Raw genomic sequence first — 16,883 nt, forward strand, 5'->3', positions numbered from 1 at the left:
TGGAGGCAGGCGACGGGCGACCGTCCTGAATGGTCCTGAACTGTTGGAGGAGATGCAACTACTGTGCCCAAGCATGAATTGAATACAGTGCCCGGTCGGCAGGATGGCGGTGACCGGTCCCTGCCGGTCCTGGACCCCTGCCTGCCTGCCCTGGTCCAGGCCGGAGTGCGCGACCCCAAGGATCTGGGGCCCACGCACTTCATCGGCATCGGCGGGGCCGGGATGAGCGTGCTGGCTGAGATGCTTCACCAGGAGGGGGTGCAGGTCTCCGGCTCTGACCGTGCTGAGGGGGACAAGACCCGTCGTCTGCGTCAGCTGGGGATCCGGGTCGCTATCGGTCAGGACGCCCGTAATGTAGCCGGGGCTCGCACGGTGGTCTGGTCCAGTGCCATCAAGCCTGACAATCCCGAGATTCTGGCAGCACGGGATACAGGCGCTCGGCTGGTTCACCGCAGCGATATTCTGGCCCTGCTCATGGCCTCCAGGATTTCGGTCACTGTGGCCGGCGCGCACGGCAAGACCACCACCAGCGCTCTCTTGGCCCATCTGCTGACCAAGGGCGGCCAAGGGGCTCTGGCTGATCCCAGCTATGCCATAGGGGGTAGCCTCCAGAGCGACCAGGGGCCCATGGACGGCGGGCATGTGGGAGCCGGACGGGTCCTGGTGGCCGAGGCGGACGAGTCCGACGGCAGCTTTGGCAAGTACACTCCCGACATCGCCATCATCACCAATGTCGAGCCCGACCATCTGGACCACTATGGCACGGCTGATGCCTTCCGCCAGGCCTTTGTGGAACATGCCCGTCAGGCCCGACGATTCCTGGTGGTCTGCGGGGACGACCAGGGCGCTCTGGAGGTGCTGCGGAGGCTGCACGGGGACTGCCAGGCCAAGATCATCGTTTATGCTTCGGATTCCCAGCTGAGTGCGGAATCCCTGCCCGGGATCCTTGGCCTGGTCCGCATCGAGTCCGAGTCCGAGAGCAGCGGCAGCGGTCGTGAGCATTGCCGTCTGGCTCTTCCCGCGCAGGTGCTCCAGGCGGCAGGGTTGGAGGCCAGCAAACCCCTCGATCTGCAGGTGGACCTGGCCATCCCCGGCATCCACAACGCCCGCAATGCCGCCGCGGCCATCATTGCCGCCATCCTGCTGGGGATGGATCCTGATGCGGCCGCCGCTTCTGCCGCCGACTTCCGTGGGGCCGCTCGACGCTTCGAGGTTCGCGGATGCCGACATGGGGTCACTGTAGTGGACGATTACGCCCATCATCCCACGGAGATCGCCGCTCTGCTGACAGCTGCCAGACGACGCTATCCGGGCCGGACCATCAGGGTGCTCTTCCAGCCCCACCTTTATTCGCGGACTGCCATCTTCGCCGAACGTTTCGCGGCTGCTTTGTCCCTGGCGGACGATGTGACCGTCACCAACATCTTTCCCGCGCGTGAGCTGGTCAGCGATTTTCCGGGTGTGGATGCCGGAACCATCCCCGCCGCGGCCCGTAAGGCATCGGACCGGGAGTCTCAGGATTCCGCAAACAGGTCGGCTGGAGCTGTCTTCCGGACCTGCCCGGACATGCGTCAGGCGGCCCTGGATCTGGCCGAGCGGGCGGAGCCGGGTGACGTGATCCTGACTGTGGGCGCCGGCGATGTCACCGGCATGGGACCGGTCATTCTTGACAGGCTGGCTGAACGGGATGAGCAGTGAAGACCGGCAAGGGTCGCCGCGCCGCCAGCGGAGCCTCGTCCAAGACCAGGGCCGTCCGGGCTGCCAAGGCTGCACGGACGGCCCGGTCTGGACATGCCAAGCCTTCGGGAGAGGAAGAGCGGACCGGCAGAACCGCTAGATCAGGCGAATCGAATATTTCCGATAATGCAGCAATGGCAGGCCGCCGGTCCAAGACTGAAAAAACCGGCAGCGAGGGCAGGCGTTTCAAAAGGTCGAAGCATCTCAAGGGTCGTCCGGATCGTTCCAAGAATCCAGGCGGATCCCGAACTCGTAGCGCCAGGTCGGCCTCCTCGTCCTCCCGTTCTCTGGTAAAAGGGAACAAGGCCTCAGCCTCCAAGTCTGTGGCATCCAAGTCTGTGTCGTCCAAATCCGCGACCTCACGCTCGGCTAGTTCGGCCGGCGGATTCGTCGATGCCCGGGCCATACCGCCGGATCGGCCCGTTTCTGGCAGGATCGGCACCGATCAGGAGGAGCAGGGGCTGGGGATCTTCGTTCGGCCTAAGGTGCTGGACTTTCAGGCCCGTGTGCGAGAGAAGAAGAAGGTCAGCCGCAGGCTGGTCCTGATCCGGACAGGTGTCGTCCTCCTGGTCATGGCTCTGATCGCAGGACTGGCATGGCTGCTCTTTCTCTCGCCGGTCTTTCGCCTGCAGACCGACAGGATCGATGTCAGCGGCGGCAATGCTTGGGTGTCCAACGATCGAGTGGCCTCAATCGTGGCCCATCAGGGGGATCGCTCGCTGCTGCTGATTTCCACCAATGGCGTCGAGCAGGACATCAGCGGCATGGCCGGGGTGACCGATGCCAGGGTCCGCAAGAGTTTTCCACACGGTCTGCAGGTGACCTTCGATGCCCAGGAGCCGACTGCGGTCTTCAAGGATGCACAGGGCGAGCTGACGGCCGTTGACAGACAGGGGAGGGTGCTCAATACTGTGCCCAAGCCGGTGGAGGGGGTGCCGGTCATCCAGGTGTCCACCGTCAAGCGCGCACAGCAGGATCAGGCGGTCAGGCAGACCCTGCGGATTCTGTCGACCATGCCCGAGTCCATGCGTCATTCGGTGACTAAGGTGACTGCGGAAACCCAGGACTCTATCACCACCGAGCTGGACCAGGGCAAGCATGTCATCGTCTGGGGCGACGGCTCCGACCTGAAGCTCAAACAGGCCGTGGTCGACAAGATCATCAACGATCCGTCCAAAATCGGCGACAAACATCAGCTGGATGTGTCGGCGCCCCTGCGGCCCATCGTCAAATAGCCGCTGAAGAGGTCGCCTTCTTCATCAGTTTGCCGGTGTCCAGCAGGATGGTCACAGGGCCGTCGTTGACCGAATCCACTCGCATGTGGGCACCGAAGCGTCCGACGACAACAGGGACACCGGTCGCGGCCAGGGCCCGGTTCAGGTCCTGCCAGACGCTTTGGGCGTGTTGGGGCTCTCCGGCCGCCATGAAGCTGGGACGGTTGCCGCGATGCAGATCCGCATAGAGGGTGAACTGGGAGATGGAGAGGATGGAGCCGCCGCAGTCCAGGACCGACCGGTTCATTCTGCCCTCCTCGTCGGAGAAGATGCGCATCCGGGTCAGCTTGCGGACGGCATAGTCCACCTGGTCAATCCCGTCTTCATCCTGGATGGCCACCAGAAGCAAGAGGCCCGTGCCAATGCTCTGGGGTTTGAAATCGGGATCCGGCTGCCCCTGTTCGTCGACAACATCGACTCGGGCGCGGCTGACCCGCTGTATGACGATTCTCATGCTTCCAGTCTAAAGACTTCAGGCGTTGTTGTAGTGACGCAGGGAAAAGCTGGACCGGTACCTGGTTGGGGTCAGGCCGGAGAACCGTTTGAAGACCCGCATGAAGTACTTGGGGTCGTCATACCCGCAGGCCTCGGCTATTTGTCTGACGCCCATGGAGGTCGACAGGAGCAGCTCCTGCGCCCGTTCGATGCGCACCCGCCTGATCTGTCCAGTGATGCCCATGCCGAACCGTCGCTTGTATATGGTCGACAGGTAGGAGGGCGAGTAGTTGAAGTTCTCCGCCACGCTGGCCACACTGATCCGGTCGCAGGCGTTGATGCGGATCCAATCCTGGATCTTCTGGAGGGTGCTGTCCTCGTCGTCCGCTTTTTGAGGGTCCTTGGGTGCAGGCCTTCCCATGGAGATCTCAATGAGCAGACAGGTCATGAAATAGCTGCAGTAGGGGCTGGGATCCGGGTAGGTGCGCTGATAGATGTCGAGCAGCTGGTTGAACATGACGGTCACCCGGTTGTTGTCTGCCAGACGAAAATCCAGGGGCAGCACCACGCGTGCCGCGCCCTGGTCCTTTCCGTCACTCTGTTCGTCGGGCAGGCCCTGGGCCCGTTGCCAGTCGGGCAAGGTGAAGTGGGCCCAGTAGAAGGTCAGCGGCTCCTGTCCCAGCCGTCGACTGCCCTCATGAGGGATGCTGGGAGGGATCAGCAGCAGGCCGCCTGCCTTCAGATCATGATGCCGCCCGGCTACGGTCAGCGGGAGGACGCCCTCTTCAACCAGAATCAGCTCAAAGCTGTCAACGGTGCGGCGCTCGTGGATCCATCCGGGGGTGCCGATGAAGCGCCCGGCGGATTTGAAGACCGCCGCATCGTTGGGGAAACTTGTGATGATTGCCTGATCCGTGCTGACCGTCCTTCCTGTCGCTGAAACCTTGGCCTTAGAACGCGGTCAGTGGTTGGCCACTTCGACGTAGGCATGATAGGGCTGGTTTTCGTCAATGATCCAGAGGGGGACAAATTCCAGGCCGCTGTCCCGGTGACGGAAGACCAGCTTCTCGCCCTGGCGCTCGAAGGCGGACCCGGGATCCTTCCGATTGATGTCCAGACTCTGCATATCGGTGCTGGGACTCAAGGCGGCAAGCACGTAAGGGCCCCAGGCCACGGCGGCCAGGGAGGGTCTGTCAGGGGTGCCGATCAGCCGGATAGTCGGGTCGAACGTCAGCGTAATGGTGGCCCCTGACCAGGAATCCAGCCCGCAAGCGCTCGCCTCCAAGATCGCTACAGCCGGGTCGGTGCCCATGAGAGCCTGGGATGCCGGGGCTCCGTCGATGTCGATGTGGACCCTGCCACGGGTCCAGGCTGGAACGCGCAGAGCCAGGCGCGGTCTGTCCAGGGCTTCTATGGTGATGGTCACCTTCTCGGGGTGGTGGTCGTCCACCTTCATGCTCAGCGCCATCTTCTGGTCGATGTCGTTCAGGCTGCAGGGCAGATACTGCTCGATCCACAGGGTCGTTTCATCCGTGTAGAAGGCTCCATCGGCGTAGTAGAAGTGCGATTCCAGGCCAGTGCCGTGACAGCAGCTGTTCTCCTCGTCGAACTCCTTGCGGCCGCCCGGCTGGGTGGGGAAGAAGTAGAGGCTGCCGCCTTGGGGCACATGGTCGGTGCCGGCAGCGATGTGGTTGAGTGTGGTCAGCTCAGTGTAGTCTGCATAGGTCTGGTCGGGATCGAAGGAGAACAGGAGCGCCGACAGTTTGAGCAGATTGTAGGAGGCGCAGGATTCGGCTGTGTTGTCCTTGAGCAGGGCACCGATCACATCGGGCTGCTGGAACATCTCCCCCTGACCGGTGCCGCCCATGGCGTAGATGTGATGGCCCATGACCGACTTGAGGAAGAATTCGGCTTGCTGCAGGTAGTAGGGCAGGCCGGTATGGCGGAAGAGCTCCACCGAGCCGATGACCTGGGGGATGTGTTGGTTGCCATGCAGCCCGCCTAAGGCATCCACCTTCTGACGCATGGGGACCATGAGGCGGTCGTTGTCGAAGAGGCGGGCGGCCTCCAGGTGCTCACGGCGTCCGGTGATGGCATACAGATGGGCCAGGGATTCGTTCATGCCGCCGAACTCACCGGCGATGTACATGCTCCACATGTTCTGCAACTGCTCATGGGGAAGCCGGTGGACGCGGTCATAGACCCAGTCGCCCAGATCCGAGGCCACTCGCAGAGCCGTTTCATTGCCCGCGAAGTGGTAGGCGTCGATCAGGCCCGCCAGAATCTTGTGCAGGGTGTAGTAGGGCGCCCAGATAGTGGGGTAGGGCGCGTACTGTTCCAGCTTGTCGAACTGGCTCTCGTCGTAGGCAGACAGGAAGCCTGGCTTGGTGGTCCCGCTCTTTGCGAAGGCGGCCTGGACCTCGGCCAGCCCGTCGACCAGATAGGTCAGCTTGGCCTGGATGTCCTTGTCGCCGGTAGCGGCATACCCCAAAGCGTATGCGGACAGGACATGCCCTGTGGTGTGGCCGCGCAGGTTGGAGTCCGGAGCGTCCCAGCCGATCATGGGCTTGGCTCCCTTGGTGTCCAGGTGGGAGGCTCGGCGGAACTCAACCAGGAGCTGATCGTCGTCCAGGGTCTTCAGAAAGGCTATCCGTCGGCGCTGGTTGTCTGCCAGCATTCCATCGCCGGTCAGTCGAACCCGGCTGATAGGCACGCGGCGGACCTTAGGGCTGGAATTCACTGGCTGTTCGGGGTCTTCGTCAATCACCTGAACCTTGCATTGCACACGGATGCCGCTGCCGTCGATTGATCCTTGGAAGTCGTGTTCACCGGTCTGCCCGTCCCGCTGCTGAACGCCTTCGTCCCAGTTGACCCGCTGGGAGACTTTCTGTCCGTCCTTGGTCAGTACGGCCGTGAACATGGGCAGATAGTAGGTAGCGCCCTTGCGCGCCTTGATCTCGATGGGGTAGACCTTGCGCACTTCGATCCTGTTGGGCATCTGCAGCACGGTCACATCAAAGCTGCGCTGGGCCTTGGCCTCGCCCTTGGTGACGGTCGCGGTCAGGGTCACGTTACGGTCGCCTCGACCGTATTCGGGCTGATTGACCTTGCCCTGAGGATTCACCCATCGATCGTCGCTGCTGGCCCATTCGATGGTGGTTTCCTCCACTCCTTTGGTCGGCAGCGTCAGGTCAAAGTCCACGGTGCCTGTGTTGCCGATATATATCCGACGGGCTGTCTCGTCGACGCAGTCCTGATCAGTGTGCATGGGTGATGTCATGATGAATTACCTACTCCCTCCGCTGACGGGCGGATTCTGGCCGGTCATGCTCTCCATCGGGTCGTCTCCGATCCGTCGGCGCCGCTCTGCCCTGATGCCTTTGCGCGCCTTACCTCATCAGTTTATGGACGGCTGCCCTATCGAGAAGGTGGGGGATATCGTCGAATGGGTGGACAATCTTGTGTCTTTGGCTTGGAGTCGTTCTGGTTAGCGTCTCTTTCTTCGTAATCCTTTGCCATGGCGCGGTTTCCGAGCAAGCTACAACTTGCCGGGGGCCTTGTCGAGCAGCGTTCAGACAGCATTACCAAGAAATATCCACCTTTTTCCCTTCGGTTTGCACCTAGGCCAGAAAGGCTGAGGATTTACCGTTCCAAGTGGAACAGCTTGTGGTTCCACGCAGAGCAAAAGGGTGCCGGACAACGAGGGTCGGCACCATTGAGAAGCGAGGAGAAGCGTATGGCTACACCAGCGGAAAACGGTGACGAGCAACCGGATATTGTGGTCGATGAATCCGGTCTCAAGGTTGACCGACAACAGGAGGAGGAGCTGAACCGGCTGAGGGCGGACCGCTCCTTTTTTGGCTATCCCAAGGGCATCGGCGCCCTGGCAGCCGGCAATTTCTTCAATGCGATCTGTTGGGCCTCCTACGGGGCCGTGACGATCTACTACCTCTATAAGCCTTGGACCCAAGGTCTGGGATTCAGCCAGGGGGAGGCAGCCCAGCTTATCGCTATCGTGGCGGCCATCAATTCCATGTTCGGCATTGTGGGCAGCTGGCTGGCGGACCGGGTGTTCGGGGCACGCAAGGCCCTGGTCATCGGCAACATCGTCAAGGGGCTGTCCTGCGGGCTCTTGGCTATTCCGGCCTTCTCCGTCAGCCAAGGTCGAGCTATGGCCATCGTGGGCATGATCCTCATGAACCTGCCCATTATGGGAGCTTCGAACGCCTCACTGACCGGCATGCTGTTCCACCGCAAGGACAACCGTCGTGATGGTGCTTTTGCTATTCACGCCATAGCCAACAACATCGCTGGGTTCATTACCCCGATCATCTCCGCGCAGCTGGGACTGATCAACTACCATTATGGATTCGCGATAGGAGCGGTAGCTGCGCTGATCTACGCCGCCATCATCGGTGTGCCGGGCAATCGTTTCTTTGGATCCTTGGGTTCCAAGCCTACGCGTCCGCTCAACAGCCAGGAGCGTAAGCGCTACGGCTTTGGCGCCCTGGGTGTGCTAGTGGCGATCGGCCTGGTCATCGCCGTCCTGCTGATCACCCACAAGGTCAGCGTTAATGCGTTGGCCAGCACAGTAAGCTCCTGCACCTTTGTAGTGGCTATAGCTTTCTTTGCCGTCATCTGGCGGTCCAAGAGGATTGTCGGAGTGGAGCGTCGGCGGCTCAAGGCCTTCGTGCCCATCGTGATCATGCAGATTGTTGCCGGAGTGGATTACGCCATTCAGGGCACCACTCTGCTCATGTTCCTGGACCAGCGGATCAACAGAAAGTTCGGCGGCATTGAAATCGCTCCGGGATCCTTCAACACTCTCGTGGGCATCATCGCCATGCTGGCCGGCATCTTCTTCAGCTGGTTCTGGCTGACCGACACGGGCAAGCGGTGGAAGTCAACCAACCGTCTCTGGTTCGGATTCGCCTTCTTCGGCATTTCCAACCTGCTGCTGATCGTCCCCACTGTGGTGCTCAATCCTCATACGGCAAAGTATTCCGTGCTCTGGCTGCTGCTCTACTATGTGGTCTCCAACTTCGGCGGCTTCCCCTATGGCGTTGCGGCCAACTCGACCGTGGCGGCCATCGCGCCCAAGTCCTACGAGACTCAGATGCAGACCGCTTTCAGCTTGTCGGCTGCCATCGGCACAGCTATTATGCTGCTGATTTATGGGAAGCTGACCACCCTGGACCAGCAGCTGCCGCTGATGCTGATCATCGGCATCGCTGAACTTGTCGTGGCCGTGGCGGTCATGCTCTTCCGCGGCAAGATAGACGCTACCGTCATGTCGGATTGAGCAACTTGATCCCTGCCGGAGGATGGGTCTTCTGCCGGGGATCGTCCCAACAGGCTTCGACCCCCTAGCTATGGCGTACAGGACTGTCAAGGCAGCCCCAATGCCGACCCAGACAGCGTAGGCCGTGCTGGAAGGGATGCTGAGAATCAAACCCACAATAAAAACAATGTAAGGAACGATTTCGGTAAAGCCCTGAGATTTTCCCAGGGCGGTGGCCCATACCGATTCACGGATGCCGGCGAGTATGAGTACGATCCACGAGGAGATGGTTCCCTTCGGCATGTCTTGTCGCTGTCCGGGTGTTTGACCATCGTCCGGGAACCTGAATCTAATCCTGAGTGATGGTGGCCCAAGCAGGGGAGTGGCCGATGGCCTCATGTAAGAGGAATCAGGGTTGATTCAGGGTCGAATAAGGGGTTTGCCGGATACTGTCTTCCGCGTCGATCGACTATACATGTAATAGAGGGATTTGGCAGGTGAATGAATCATGACTTGGGCCTTGCGTGATCTGAAAGCCAATAATGGCATCTGGGCTGGTGTCTTTGTCGTTCTTGCGGTCGCCCAAATCCTGCTCTGTGCCATGAGCGTGAGCATGGGCGTCAACAGCTATTACCAAGGTCTATCGGTCAAGACCAGGGATCCTGCCAAGAGTCTGGCTTCGGCCCTGAGTTTGGTCTTCTTCACGGTCATTGTGCTCGGCTGCCTGGTGATCAAGCACACCCTGCAAGCATCAATTCGCCAACGTCGCCAGGGGCTGGCCCTTCTCTCGCTGCTGGGAGCTACGCCTAAGCAGATCCTGGTGCTCACGCTACTGCAGGTAATGATTTTGGCCCTGCTGGCCTCTCTTGTTGCTGCGGCTCTTTCGCCTGTACTGGCTGGAAGGATCCTCGATTGGTATTCCGCCGGGATGCGAAGGCCAGTGCATTTCGCTTTTACCTGGCACGGTTTTCCCAGGTCTGCTTTGACCGGTCTTGCTGTGGGCTTTGCCACGGCCATCTTGGCGACCAGCCTGACTTTGCGAGATTTGGCGAAGATGACACCCGTCCGGGTGGCGCGCCGTGCCGAGGAGAGTGAATCAGTCGAACGGCTCCGACATGGACGCGGTCTTGTGCCGCTTTTCCTTGGGTTGGCCTTGCTGCTATTGCCGTTGCCTGTTTTTGCCTATCTTTCGAGCAGCGGCCCTAGGTCATTGGATCCTAAGCAGGTCTCGGCGGTCCTTAATGCTGTTGGAAGTGGACCGCTGTTCGCCATTCTCTTGCTGCTGATCGCCCTGGCTCGCGCGGGCGAGCCGGTTATTGGCAGGGTCACTCAACTCTGGACCGCTCTGGTGCCGTCATCGTCTGCCGTCTGGCGAATAGCGCGTTCGCAGGCGGAGGCCAGAAGTCGAGACACGACATTTGGCTCTACGGTCATAGCGTTGACCGCCTGCATGTTTCTGGTCGGCGGTCTGCTGACTGCCGGAAGCACCAGTACCGTCGCTATGAACAAAGTACCGGGAATAGAGAACATCACATCAGGCGGAACCCTGGAGTTGCTCTATGGCTTCTGGGCAGCGCTGCTGATCGCCCTAGTCGGCGTGATCGCGGGGTTCACCATTGCTGCCCGGGATCGTGACCTGGATCTGGCGCTCCTGTCAATTGCTGGTGCAAACCCGCAGCAGCTGACTGCTATATCCATATTGGACGGCACCATCGTGACGACTACAGGCATTATCATCGCAGCTGTCGGTACCGGACTGGTCGGACTGAGTACGGCCCTGGTCTATTGCCCGCTTGTCCACAGTCTGTCCATAGTTTTTCCTTGGCGGTTCTTCCTTATATGCGGGTTGCCGATTATCGTCGTCGGCTCGCTGGCGACCATGCTGACGGCTCGGCCTGCATTGAGGCGCTCGCCCATAGCAATTCTGCAAGGCGCCATAGGCGAATGATCGACAGTGAGCTTTAATTGCTGAGCCCGATCTGTAATTGAGCGGTTTCGCCAAGCATCGATTCCGGCCATGGCTGTGTGTGACCAATTGATCAAGGGGACAGTTCCTTGTCGTATTGACAACTGGTCAATACGACAAATACATGCTGGATGCTCAGAGACGGGTATCCCATTATGACAGGTCAATCTCTAGGTAGTTTAGTGCACGATCATCTATGAAGTGGATAAAAGTGCAAGCAAACTAGCGCCTTGATCGCAGTGATCGAGTATATCGGAACCAGTCTCAATCGCCGAGATACTCGATTGCATCATAGTGTTCGGTCATGGCTGCCAGTGGTCATCAAGGTAAGAATCATTCAGTTCTTGACACGTTTGTACACCAGGGGCCAGTCTGCGACGACATGAAGCTCCTCGTATTTAGACCAGCGACCTTTCAACCGTTGGTTTCGATATTTGCGCTTAAGCAGTGCTGAATTGCAGCCAGCCAAATCGTTGAGCTCTTGATCGAGCCTGCTTAAGTCGAAATGCTTCCTCTTGATTTTCTTGACATCGCGCAGGTTTTTGCGTATATCCAGACTCATACATGATGGATGATGCCTTTCATGTTCTTTGCATCACCCGCGTGAGTGATCGGTGAAGCCCCAGCTTTCTCCATTTCTCTGTCAAATTTTGAAATTCGAGAGCGAAACGGAAGTCCTTCTTCGCACAGCGACTGAGAGTGGAACACATTAATCGCCGTGTCGAGATCTAGGCCCGGATCTTCGAAAAGCTGCGATGCCCGACGCTTTATATCCTTACCAGTGCAAATTTGAATTCTTGCTGTCTCTTTTATTGCTTTCTTCTACTCTAATTGCTCTATTAGTCGTCTTTAGCTCTAAAGATATATCAATTGTGTTCCGACCGGAGTTGTTTTGGAGTCATTCTGAATCTGTGAGCAAAGAAACGAGAATGAGCTGATGTTCATGAATAAGGTTGTTGAAAATGTGATTCACTAAGCAATCAAGAAAGATGATTTTTTGAAGCGTAAAACGGTATAGAAAGGGCCAGCCAAGTTGCCTCGGCTGGCCCTTGTTTTGGTGGAGCTGCGGGGAATTGAACCCCGGTCCGGTGACCGCACCCTCAGTCTTCTACGTGCGTAGTCTGCTGGCCTTTGTGGCTATCTGTCTGCCCCCACCTATGTCGCAGACAACTGGTGGCGGGCATAGCCGCAGAAAAAGTCCCCGAACCGCCCTGTGACGCAGCGGTTCAGGCAAGTCTTCTTAATGACGCTCAGCATCCCCCCGAAGGCGAAGGGGAGTGAACGGAGCAGCTGCTCACTGGTTAATCCTGGCGCGAAGCTCAGGCAGCGAGAGCGAACTCAGTGCGGTTAGATTTAGCACTTGTTGTTTGCGGGAGGACATTAACGAGCGGACCCCCGCGTTCTCGGCACGCTTCCCTGCGACGAACAGGTCACCGTCGAAACCGATCAGCCCCAATCTTGAATTATCAAGCCCCGCTGGTGCCATTACGGACCAGCCTCGTCAGTATACAACAGATGGACGTTGCGGATATTCCGCTTCTCTCTCGGCATTGACCGCGATCCTGGTCAAGCCACAGAGCCCAGTCGACTGGTGGCATAGTCGCTGAAGGCATGCACCTCATCCACATCTTCGTAGAAGGCCTCCCGCTTGGTGTCGTTGAAGAGGAAGATGTTGAAACGGGGCATGTCATCCCCGGCAAAGGGGATGAAGCGCAGGCCATCGCCAGGGTGCACGCCGGCCGAGGTGATCAGACTGCAGACCAGACCGGATGTGGTCACCATCTTCAGGGTTTCTACGTCGGAGACCTCAACCAGATGACTGACTGGTTCAGACAGGTGAATCAGCCGTTCGGCAGCCTGGGCATGGACGAAATCGCGGTTGAGGGTCGTGAAAGGAACGTCCCCGGGAAGCATGGACAGATCCTCGGGGTGCAGACTGGTCATTCCTGCCGTGCCCAACCGTTCGACCATGGACTGGGTGCAGACCATGCCGAAGGGGAAGGATGTCAGCTTGGTCGTTTCAACGCCATCCACACTCAAAGACTCGTCGACACTGGCCACCGCCCCGTAGTCCACACGGTGGGCCTCTATCTGACTCAGCAACTTTTGAGACCCTATGGTTTCTACGGTCGCGTTCTTGTCTGGTTCGCACTGCTCTTGCCGCCCTTGCCCGGAGCTCAGCAGCGATGAGATGATGGGCGGCAGGCCGATGATGCGCCGTCGGATCCCATTCCTCGCAGCCAGGGCCTCGGGCAGGGTGTTGATCAGGTCCAGGGCCTGGCCGACGTGGTCCACCACTGTTCTTCCGGATTGGGTGAGCTGTGTGCCGTCGCCAGCGCCGAAGCGCTTCCTCTGGACCAGCTTGGTTCCCAGACGCATTTCCAGCCTTCTGATGGCCTGCGAGACCGCAGGCTGTGAGATGCCTGCCTCCAATGCGACATCGGTGAAACTGCCGTACCGGGCCAGCATGGTAAGCAGCTCGAGGTCGCGGACATTATCCATATAGGTCATGAGCCGCTTCCCTTGATTGGTGCTCGGACTATTGCTTATCCGTCAACTTTGGCGAAAAACTATTCACAACCACACTATCATCGTCATTTGGACTTGAGAAGATCGACACTTGAAAATATAGCCAGGGCCCGACTCATGACTGGGGTCCGGCCGCCACGATATCGGTTATCAATCGTGCCGGCCGGACCCCAACCTCAATGTCGCAATATGCGAAGAAGCTGGTTTCGCTCAGGCATCGTAGTGCCACTGGGCCTTGGCCACGGCGGCGTCCACATCTTCAATCGGCTCCCGGTTCAGACCCTCTTGGACCGCCTGTGCAGCCACAGCAGCGGCGACCCGATGCGAGATCTCTTTGAGATCGGCCACCGGCGGCAACACGGCGGTGCCAGGCTTGTCCACGTCAATCATGTCGGAGATGGCGTAGGCTGCGGCCAACAGCATTCCCTTGCTGACCAGCCGAGCCTTGGCGACGATGGCTCCGAAGCAGATGCCGGGATACATAAGTGCGTTGTTACCTTGTCCGATGGAATAGGTGACCCCCTGGTAGTCAACCGGCTTTGAGGGGGTTCCGGTGATGACGAAGCCACGGCCGCGGGTCCAGGCAATCACATCCGCAGCCTTGGCCTCTGCCAGTTCAGTGGGGTTGGAGATGGGACAGATCAGCGGCCGCTCCACGTGCCTGGCCATGGCCTCAACAACATCCCGGTCGAAGGCTCCGGGCCTGGTCGAGGTGCCGATGAGCACCGTGGGTTGGAAGGCGTCGACAACCTGTGCCAGCGAGGTCTTGTCAGTGACTGATGCGAACTCATCCGGCTTGCGGGCATATCGTGTTTGCCCCTCAGTCAGATCATCCTGATCCTGTTCAATCAAACCCTGACGGTCGAAGAGCAGGACCCTGCTCCGCGCGGTCTCGGGATCCATGCCCTGGCGGATGGTCAGGTCATCCACGATCTGATCAGCGATGCCCACGCCGGCGGTCCCTGCACCGAAGACCATGATCCTGGTGTCCTTGGGGTCGGTTCCGGCGATTTTTCTGGCGGCAATCAGTGCGGCCAGGACGGTCACGCCAGTGCCCTGGATGTCGTCGTTCAGAGTCAGGATCCGGTCCTGATAGCGTTTGAGGACGGGCGCCGCCTCGGGCCTGCCGAAGTCCTCCCAGTGAATCAGGGCCTGCGGGTAGCGTTGCAGGACCTGCTGAACGAAGTCATCGATAAAGTCGTCGTAGCGCTGTCCTCTGACCCTGGCGAAGTGGTTGCCCACATAATCAGGATTGTCCAGGAGGGCCTGACGGTTGGTGCCGACATCCACCATGACCGGAAGAACCCGGGATGGGTCAATGTTGGCGGCGGCGGTGTAGACCGCCAGCTTGCCCGTCAGAATCTCAGCGCCCTGGGCGCCCCAGTCGCCTATGCCAAGAATGCCTTCCGCGTCGGTGCAGACCACCAGGTCGACAGGTCGGTCGCCTGCATATTGGTCCAGGGCGTCGCCGATCCCCTCGGGATGATCAATGGAAATGTAAGCCACGTCGCTGCCCGAATAGAACTCGTCATAGCGTTGGATGGATTGTGCCACGGTGGGGGCGTAGACAATGGGCATGTACTCAGTCAGGTGCTTATCCATGCTCCTGTAGAAGAGCCGGCGGTCGGTGCGGCAGATGCTCATCAGATAGAGCCGCTTGTCCAAGTCGGTGGGTTGGGCCAGGAAGCGGCCGTAAACGATGCGCTCGCGCTGTTCGTCATCTTGCACGGCAGCAGGCAGCAGGCCGTCCAGCTTTAGCTCGCGCCGTTGTTCATAGTCGAATCCTAGTCCCCGGTTGGCATAGGAATCGTTGATGGTGTCGAATCCTGTCATGGTCTCACTTGTCCTTCACGATTGGGGCCGGCCGCGTTGCCAGACCTCTGCAAACAGCCTAGAAAAACCTCTTGCCGACCGCCAAATAAGCATCGTCTATATGCTGTCAAGGGCCTATTTACCCTTGTTTGACGGGTCTGGGGGCCCTAGACAGCCGCCAGCTATGGCGCACCCTCATATATGCGGCGCTTATTTGTAGCCTCTGTCGCCTGCCGCATAGCATAAGTCCACATGAGCATGCCGACGAGGAGGCCGGCGGTTTCCGGGCAGATATACGCCGGATCATGAGCGAAGGAGCAATGATGGGTGAAACAGTAAGAACGGGTGAGGGCAGGGGAGACCCCCAGGCAGGGGCTAGCCAGCCTTTCAATACGGGCCAACTGGTCAAGGCTCTCATCTGCGTGGCGGTAGGGCTGGTCATCTTCCTCATACCGCCTCCCAAGGGACTGACTCCCCAGGGCATGCATATGCTAGGAGTCTTTGTGGGCACCATCCTAGGGCTGATTCTGCAGCCTCTGCCCACATCAGCGGTGGCTATCATTGGCATGACCGTGGGGATGCTGACTGGTGCCCTGGACCCCAAGAAGGCAGCTTTCAACGGACTAGGCAGTGCCTCCATCTGGCTGATAGTGGCGGCCTTCTTCATTGCCCAGGGATTTGTCTCCACCGGACTGGGCCGGAGGATCGCTTTGGTCTTTCTTTCCCGATTGGGCAAGTCCAGTCTGGGCATAGCCTACGGGCTCTCGGCCGCCGACCTGGTCCTGGCTCCGGCCACTCCTTCAAACACGGCTCGTCTGGGCGGCATTCTTTTCCCGATCATCACCTCCATCAGCGACGTGCAGGATTCAAAACCGGACACGGACGACTCCCGGCGACGCATCGGCGCTTACTTGGCGATCACGGCCAACAATGTCAACGCCATTACATCGGCCATGTTCCTGACGGCTATGGCGGCAGGCCCTGTCGTAGGACAGCTGGCCCAGAAATTCCATGTGGACATCGGGTGGGGCACCTGGGCCCTGGCCGGTATCGTGCCCGGCCTGATCTGCCTGATCATCATCCCCGCCTTGATCTATCGCATCTTTCCGCCCACCCTGCGGAACGTTCCTCAGGCTCAGGAGGATGCCAAGGATGAACTCAAGGGACTTGGCCCGCTGAGCATGCACGAGTGGATCATGGCTGTGACCTTCCTGGTCATGCTGGTCCTCTGGGCGACCGGCTCGGTGATCCATATCAATTCCACCACCGTGGCCTTCCTGGGCGTGGCTGTGCTGCTGTGCACCAAGATCATCACCTGGCAGGACATGGTCGCCAACAAGTCCGCCTGGTCCACGCTGATTTTCTTCGGTGTTCTGGTAGGCATGGCTGAACCCCTGAATACCCTGGGCGTCACCACCTGGGCAGGGGAGATCATCGCCGGGCTGGTCAAGGGCATGCCTTGGGTATTGGTCTTGGTTATTTTGACGGTCTTCTACTTCTTCATCCACTACATGTTCGCTTCTGAGCTGGCCCAGGTGGCGGCCATCTACACGCTCTTCGTCAGCGTGGCCGTGGCTGCCGGGGTACCCGCCATGCCTGCAGCGCTGATGCTGGGATGCGCCAGCGGTCTAATCGGTGCCATGACCCATTACGCCTCCGGACCGGCGGCCTTGATTTACGGTGCCGGATACGTCAAGACCTCTGAGTTCCTGCGTATTGGCCTGATCTGCGGATTGGTGACTGTGGCTATCTTCCTGACCGTGGGCCTGGGCTGGTGGCGGCTCATCGGCATCTGGTAAATCGTGATTCCGCAGATATAAATCTGGTCCCGTCCAGTCGACAGTTCGAC

At 59.4% G+C, this 16,883-nt stretch carries 12 protein-coding genes, 1 other RNA gene and 1 pseudogene; 6 read left to right on the top strand and 8 right to left on the bottom strand.

Going from position 1 to position 16,883, the window contains the following annotated elements; all coding sequences use genetic code 11:
* The first annotated feature begins 129 nt into the window (after positions 1-129).
* Both murC and GYM67_RS03010 read left to right on the top strand, forming a co-directional pair.
* Positions 130-1,698 carry a UDP-N-acetylmuramate--L-alanine ligase gene (murC, locus tag GYM67_RS03005; RefSeq protein WP_258561592.1) on the top strand — a complete coding sequence of 523 codons (1,569 nt, stop codon included), beginning with the start codon at positions 130-132 and terminating at the stop codon, positions 1,696-1,698.
* Complete coding sequence (locus tag GYM67_RS03010; protein WP_258561561.1) at positions 1,695-2,972, top strand: cell division protein FtsQ/DivIB; 1,278 nt, start codon at positions 1,695-1,697, stop codon at positions 2,970-2,972. The genes murC and GYM67_RS03010 overlap by 4 nt, the downstream gene beginning before the upstream one ends.
* Here GYM67_RS03010 and dtd read toward each other — a convergent pair.
* Both dtd and GYM67_RS03020 read right to left on the bottom strand, forming a co-directional pair.
* The gene (gene dtd / locus GYM67_RS03015) at positions 2,965-3,465 is read right to left on the bottom strand and encodes a D-aminoacyl-tRNA deacylase (protein ID WP_220237066.1); all 501 of its coding nucleotides are present in this window, start codon (positions 3,463-3,465) and stop codon (positions 2,965-2,967) included. The two genes, GYM67_RS03010 and dtd, sit on opposite strands and share 8 nt — an antisense overlap.
* A gap of 18 nt (positions 3,466-3,483) precedes the next feature.
* Positions 3,484-4,245 carry a helix-turn-helix transcriptional regulator gene (locus GYM67_RS03020; RefSeq protein ID WP_258561593.1) on the bottom strand — a complete coding sequence of 254 codons (762 nt, stop codon included), beginning with the start codon at positions 4,243-4,245 and terminating at the stop codon, positions 3,484-3,486.
* On the opposite strand from GYM67_RS03020, the gene GYM67_RS03025 reads away from it, so the two are divergent.
* Positions 4,144-4,386, top strand: a complete 243-nt coding sequence (locus GYM67_RS03025; protein ID WP_220237068.1) for a hypothetical protein — start codon at positions 4,144-4,146, stop codon at positions 4,384-4,386. The two genes, GYM67_RS03020 and GYM67_RS03025, sit on opposite strands and share 102 nt — an antisense overlap.
* Before the next feature lie 21 nt (positions 4,387-4,407).
* Here the strand turns inward: GYM67_RS03025 and GYM67_RS03030 are convergent, their stop codons facing one another.
* Positions 4,408-6,726 carry a beta-L-arabinofuranosidase domain-containing protein gene (locus GYM67_RS03030; protein WP_220237069.1) on the bottom strand — a complete coding sequence of 773 codons (2,319 nt, stop codon included), beginning with the start codon at positions 6,724-6,726 and terminating at the stop codon, positions 4,408-4,410.
* A gap of 456 nt (positions 6,727-7,182) precedes the next feature.
* Here GYM67_RS03030 and GYM67_RS03035 point away from each other — a divergent pair, with 456 nt between their 5' ends.
* Positions 7,183-8,748, top strand: coding sequence for an oligopeptide:H+ symporter (locus tag GYM67_RS03035; RefSeq protein WP_220237070.1), 1,566 nt, complete (start codon positions 7,183-7,185; stop codon positions 8,746-8,748).
* An 81-nt stretch (positions 8,749-8,829) separates the two neighbouring features.
* Here GYM67_RS03035 and GYM67_RS03040 read toward each other — a convergent pair.
* Positions 8,830-9,126 (bottom strand): annotated as a pseudogene (locus GYM67_RS03040) (DMT family transporter); the annotation flags it as partial.
* A gap of 109 nt (positions 9,127-9,235) precedes the next feature.
* Between GYM67_RS03040 and GYM67_RS03045 the strand changes: the two are divergent.
* Positions 9,236-10,675, top strand: coding sequence for an FtsX-like permease family protein (locus tag GYM67_RS03045; RefSeq protein WP_220237071.1), 1,440 nt, complete (start codon positions 9,236-9,238; stop codon positions 10,673-10,675).
* 355 nt (positions 10,676-11,030) lie between these two features.
* Here GYM67_RS03045 and GYM67_RS03050 read toward each other — a convergent pair whose 3' ends face one another.
* From GYM67_RS03050 to GYM67_RS03065, 4 genes are all read right to left on the bottom strand, one after another.
* Positions 11,031-11,255 (bottom strand): type II toxin-antitoxin system mRNA interferase toxin, RelE/StbE family, encoded by a 225-nt coding sequence (locus GYM67_RS03050; protein WP_220237072.1) that lies wholly within the window; start codon positions 11,253-11,255, stop codon positions 11,031-11,033.
* A gap of 493 nt (positions 11,256-11,748) precedes the next feature.
* Positions 11,749-12,147: a transfer-messenger RNA gene (gene ssrA, locus GYM67_RS03055) on the bottom strand.
* Positions 12,148-12,259: 112 nt separating this feature from the next.
* A complete protein-coding gene (locus GYM67_RS03060) occupies positions 12,260-13,204 on the bottom strand; it encodes a LysR family transcriptional regulator (protein WP_220237073.1) in 945 nt (314 codons plus the stop codon).
* Between the two features lie 228 nt (positions 13,205-13,432).
* Complete coding sequence (locus GYM67_RS03065; protein WP_220237074.1) at positions 13,433-15,055, bottom strand: NAD-dependent malic enzyme; 1,623 nt, start codon at positions 15,053-15,055, stop codon at positions 13,433-13,435.
* Positions 15,056-15,339: 284 nt separating this feature from the next.
* On the opposite strand from GYM67_RS03065, the gene GYM67_RS03070 reads away from it, so the two are divergent.
* Positions 15,340-16,833: an anion permease gene (locus GYM67_RS03070; protein WP_258561562.1), complete on the top strand. Its 1,494-nt coding sequence runs from the start codon at positions 15,340-15,342 to the stop codon at positions 16,831-16,833.
* Positions 16,834-16,883: the final 50 nt, after the last annotated feature.

Origin of the sequence: Bifidobacterium asteroides (genome assembly GCF_019469425.1) — a bacterium.
In the GTDB taxonomy this organism is placed as follows: domain Bacteria; phylum Actinomycetota; class Actinomycetes; order Actinomycetales; family Bifidobacteriaceae; genus Bombiscardovia; species Bombiscardovia asteroides_I.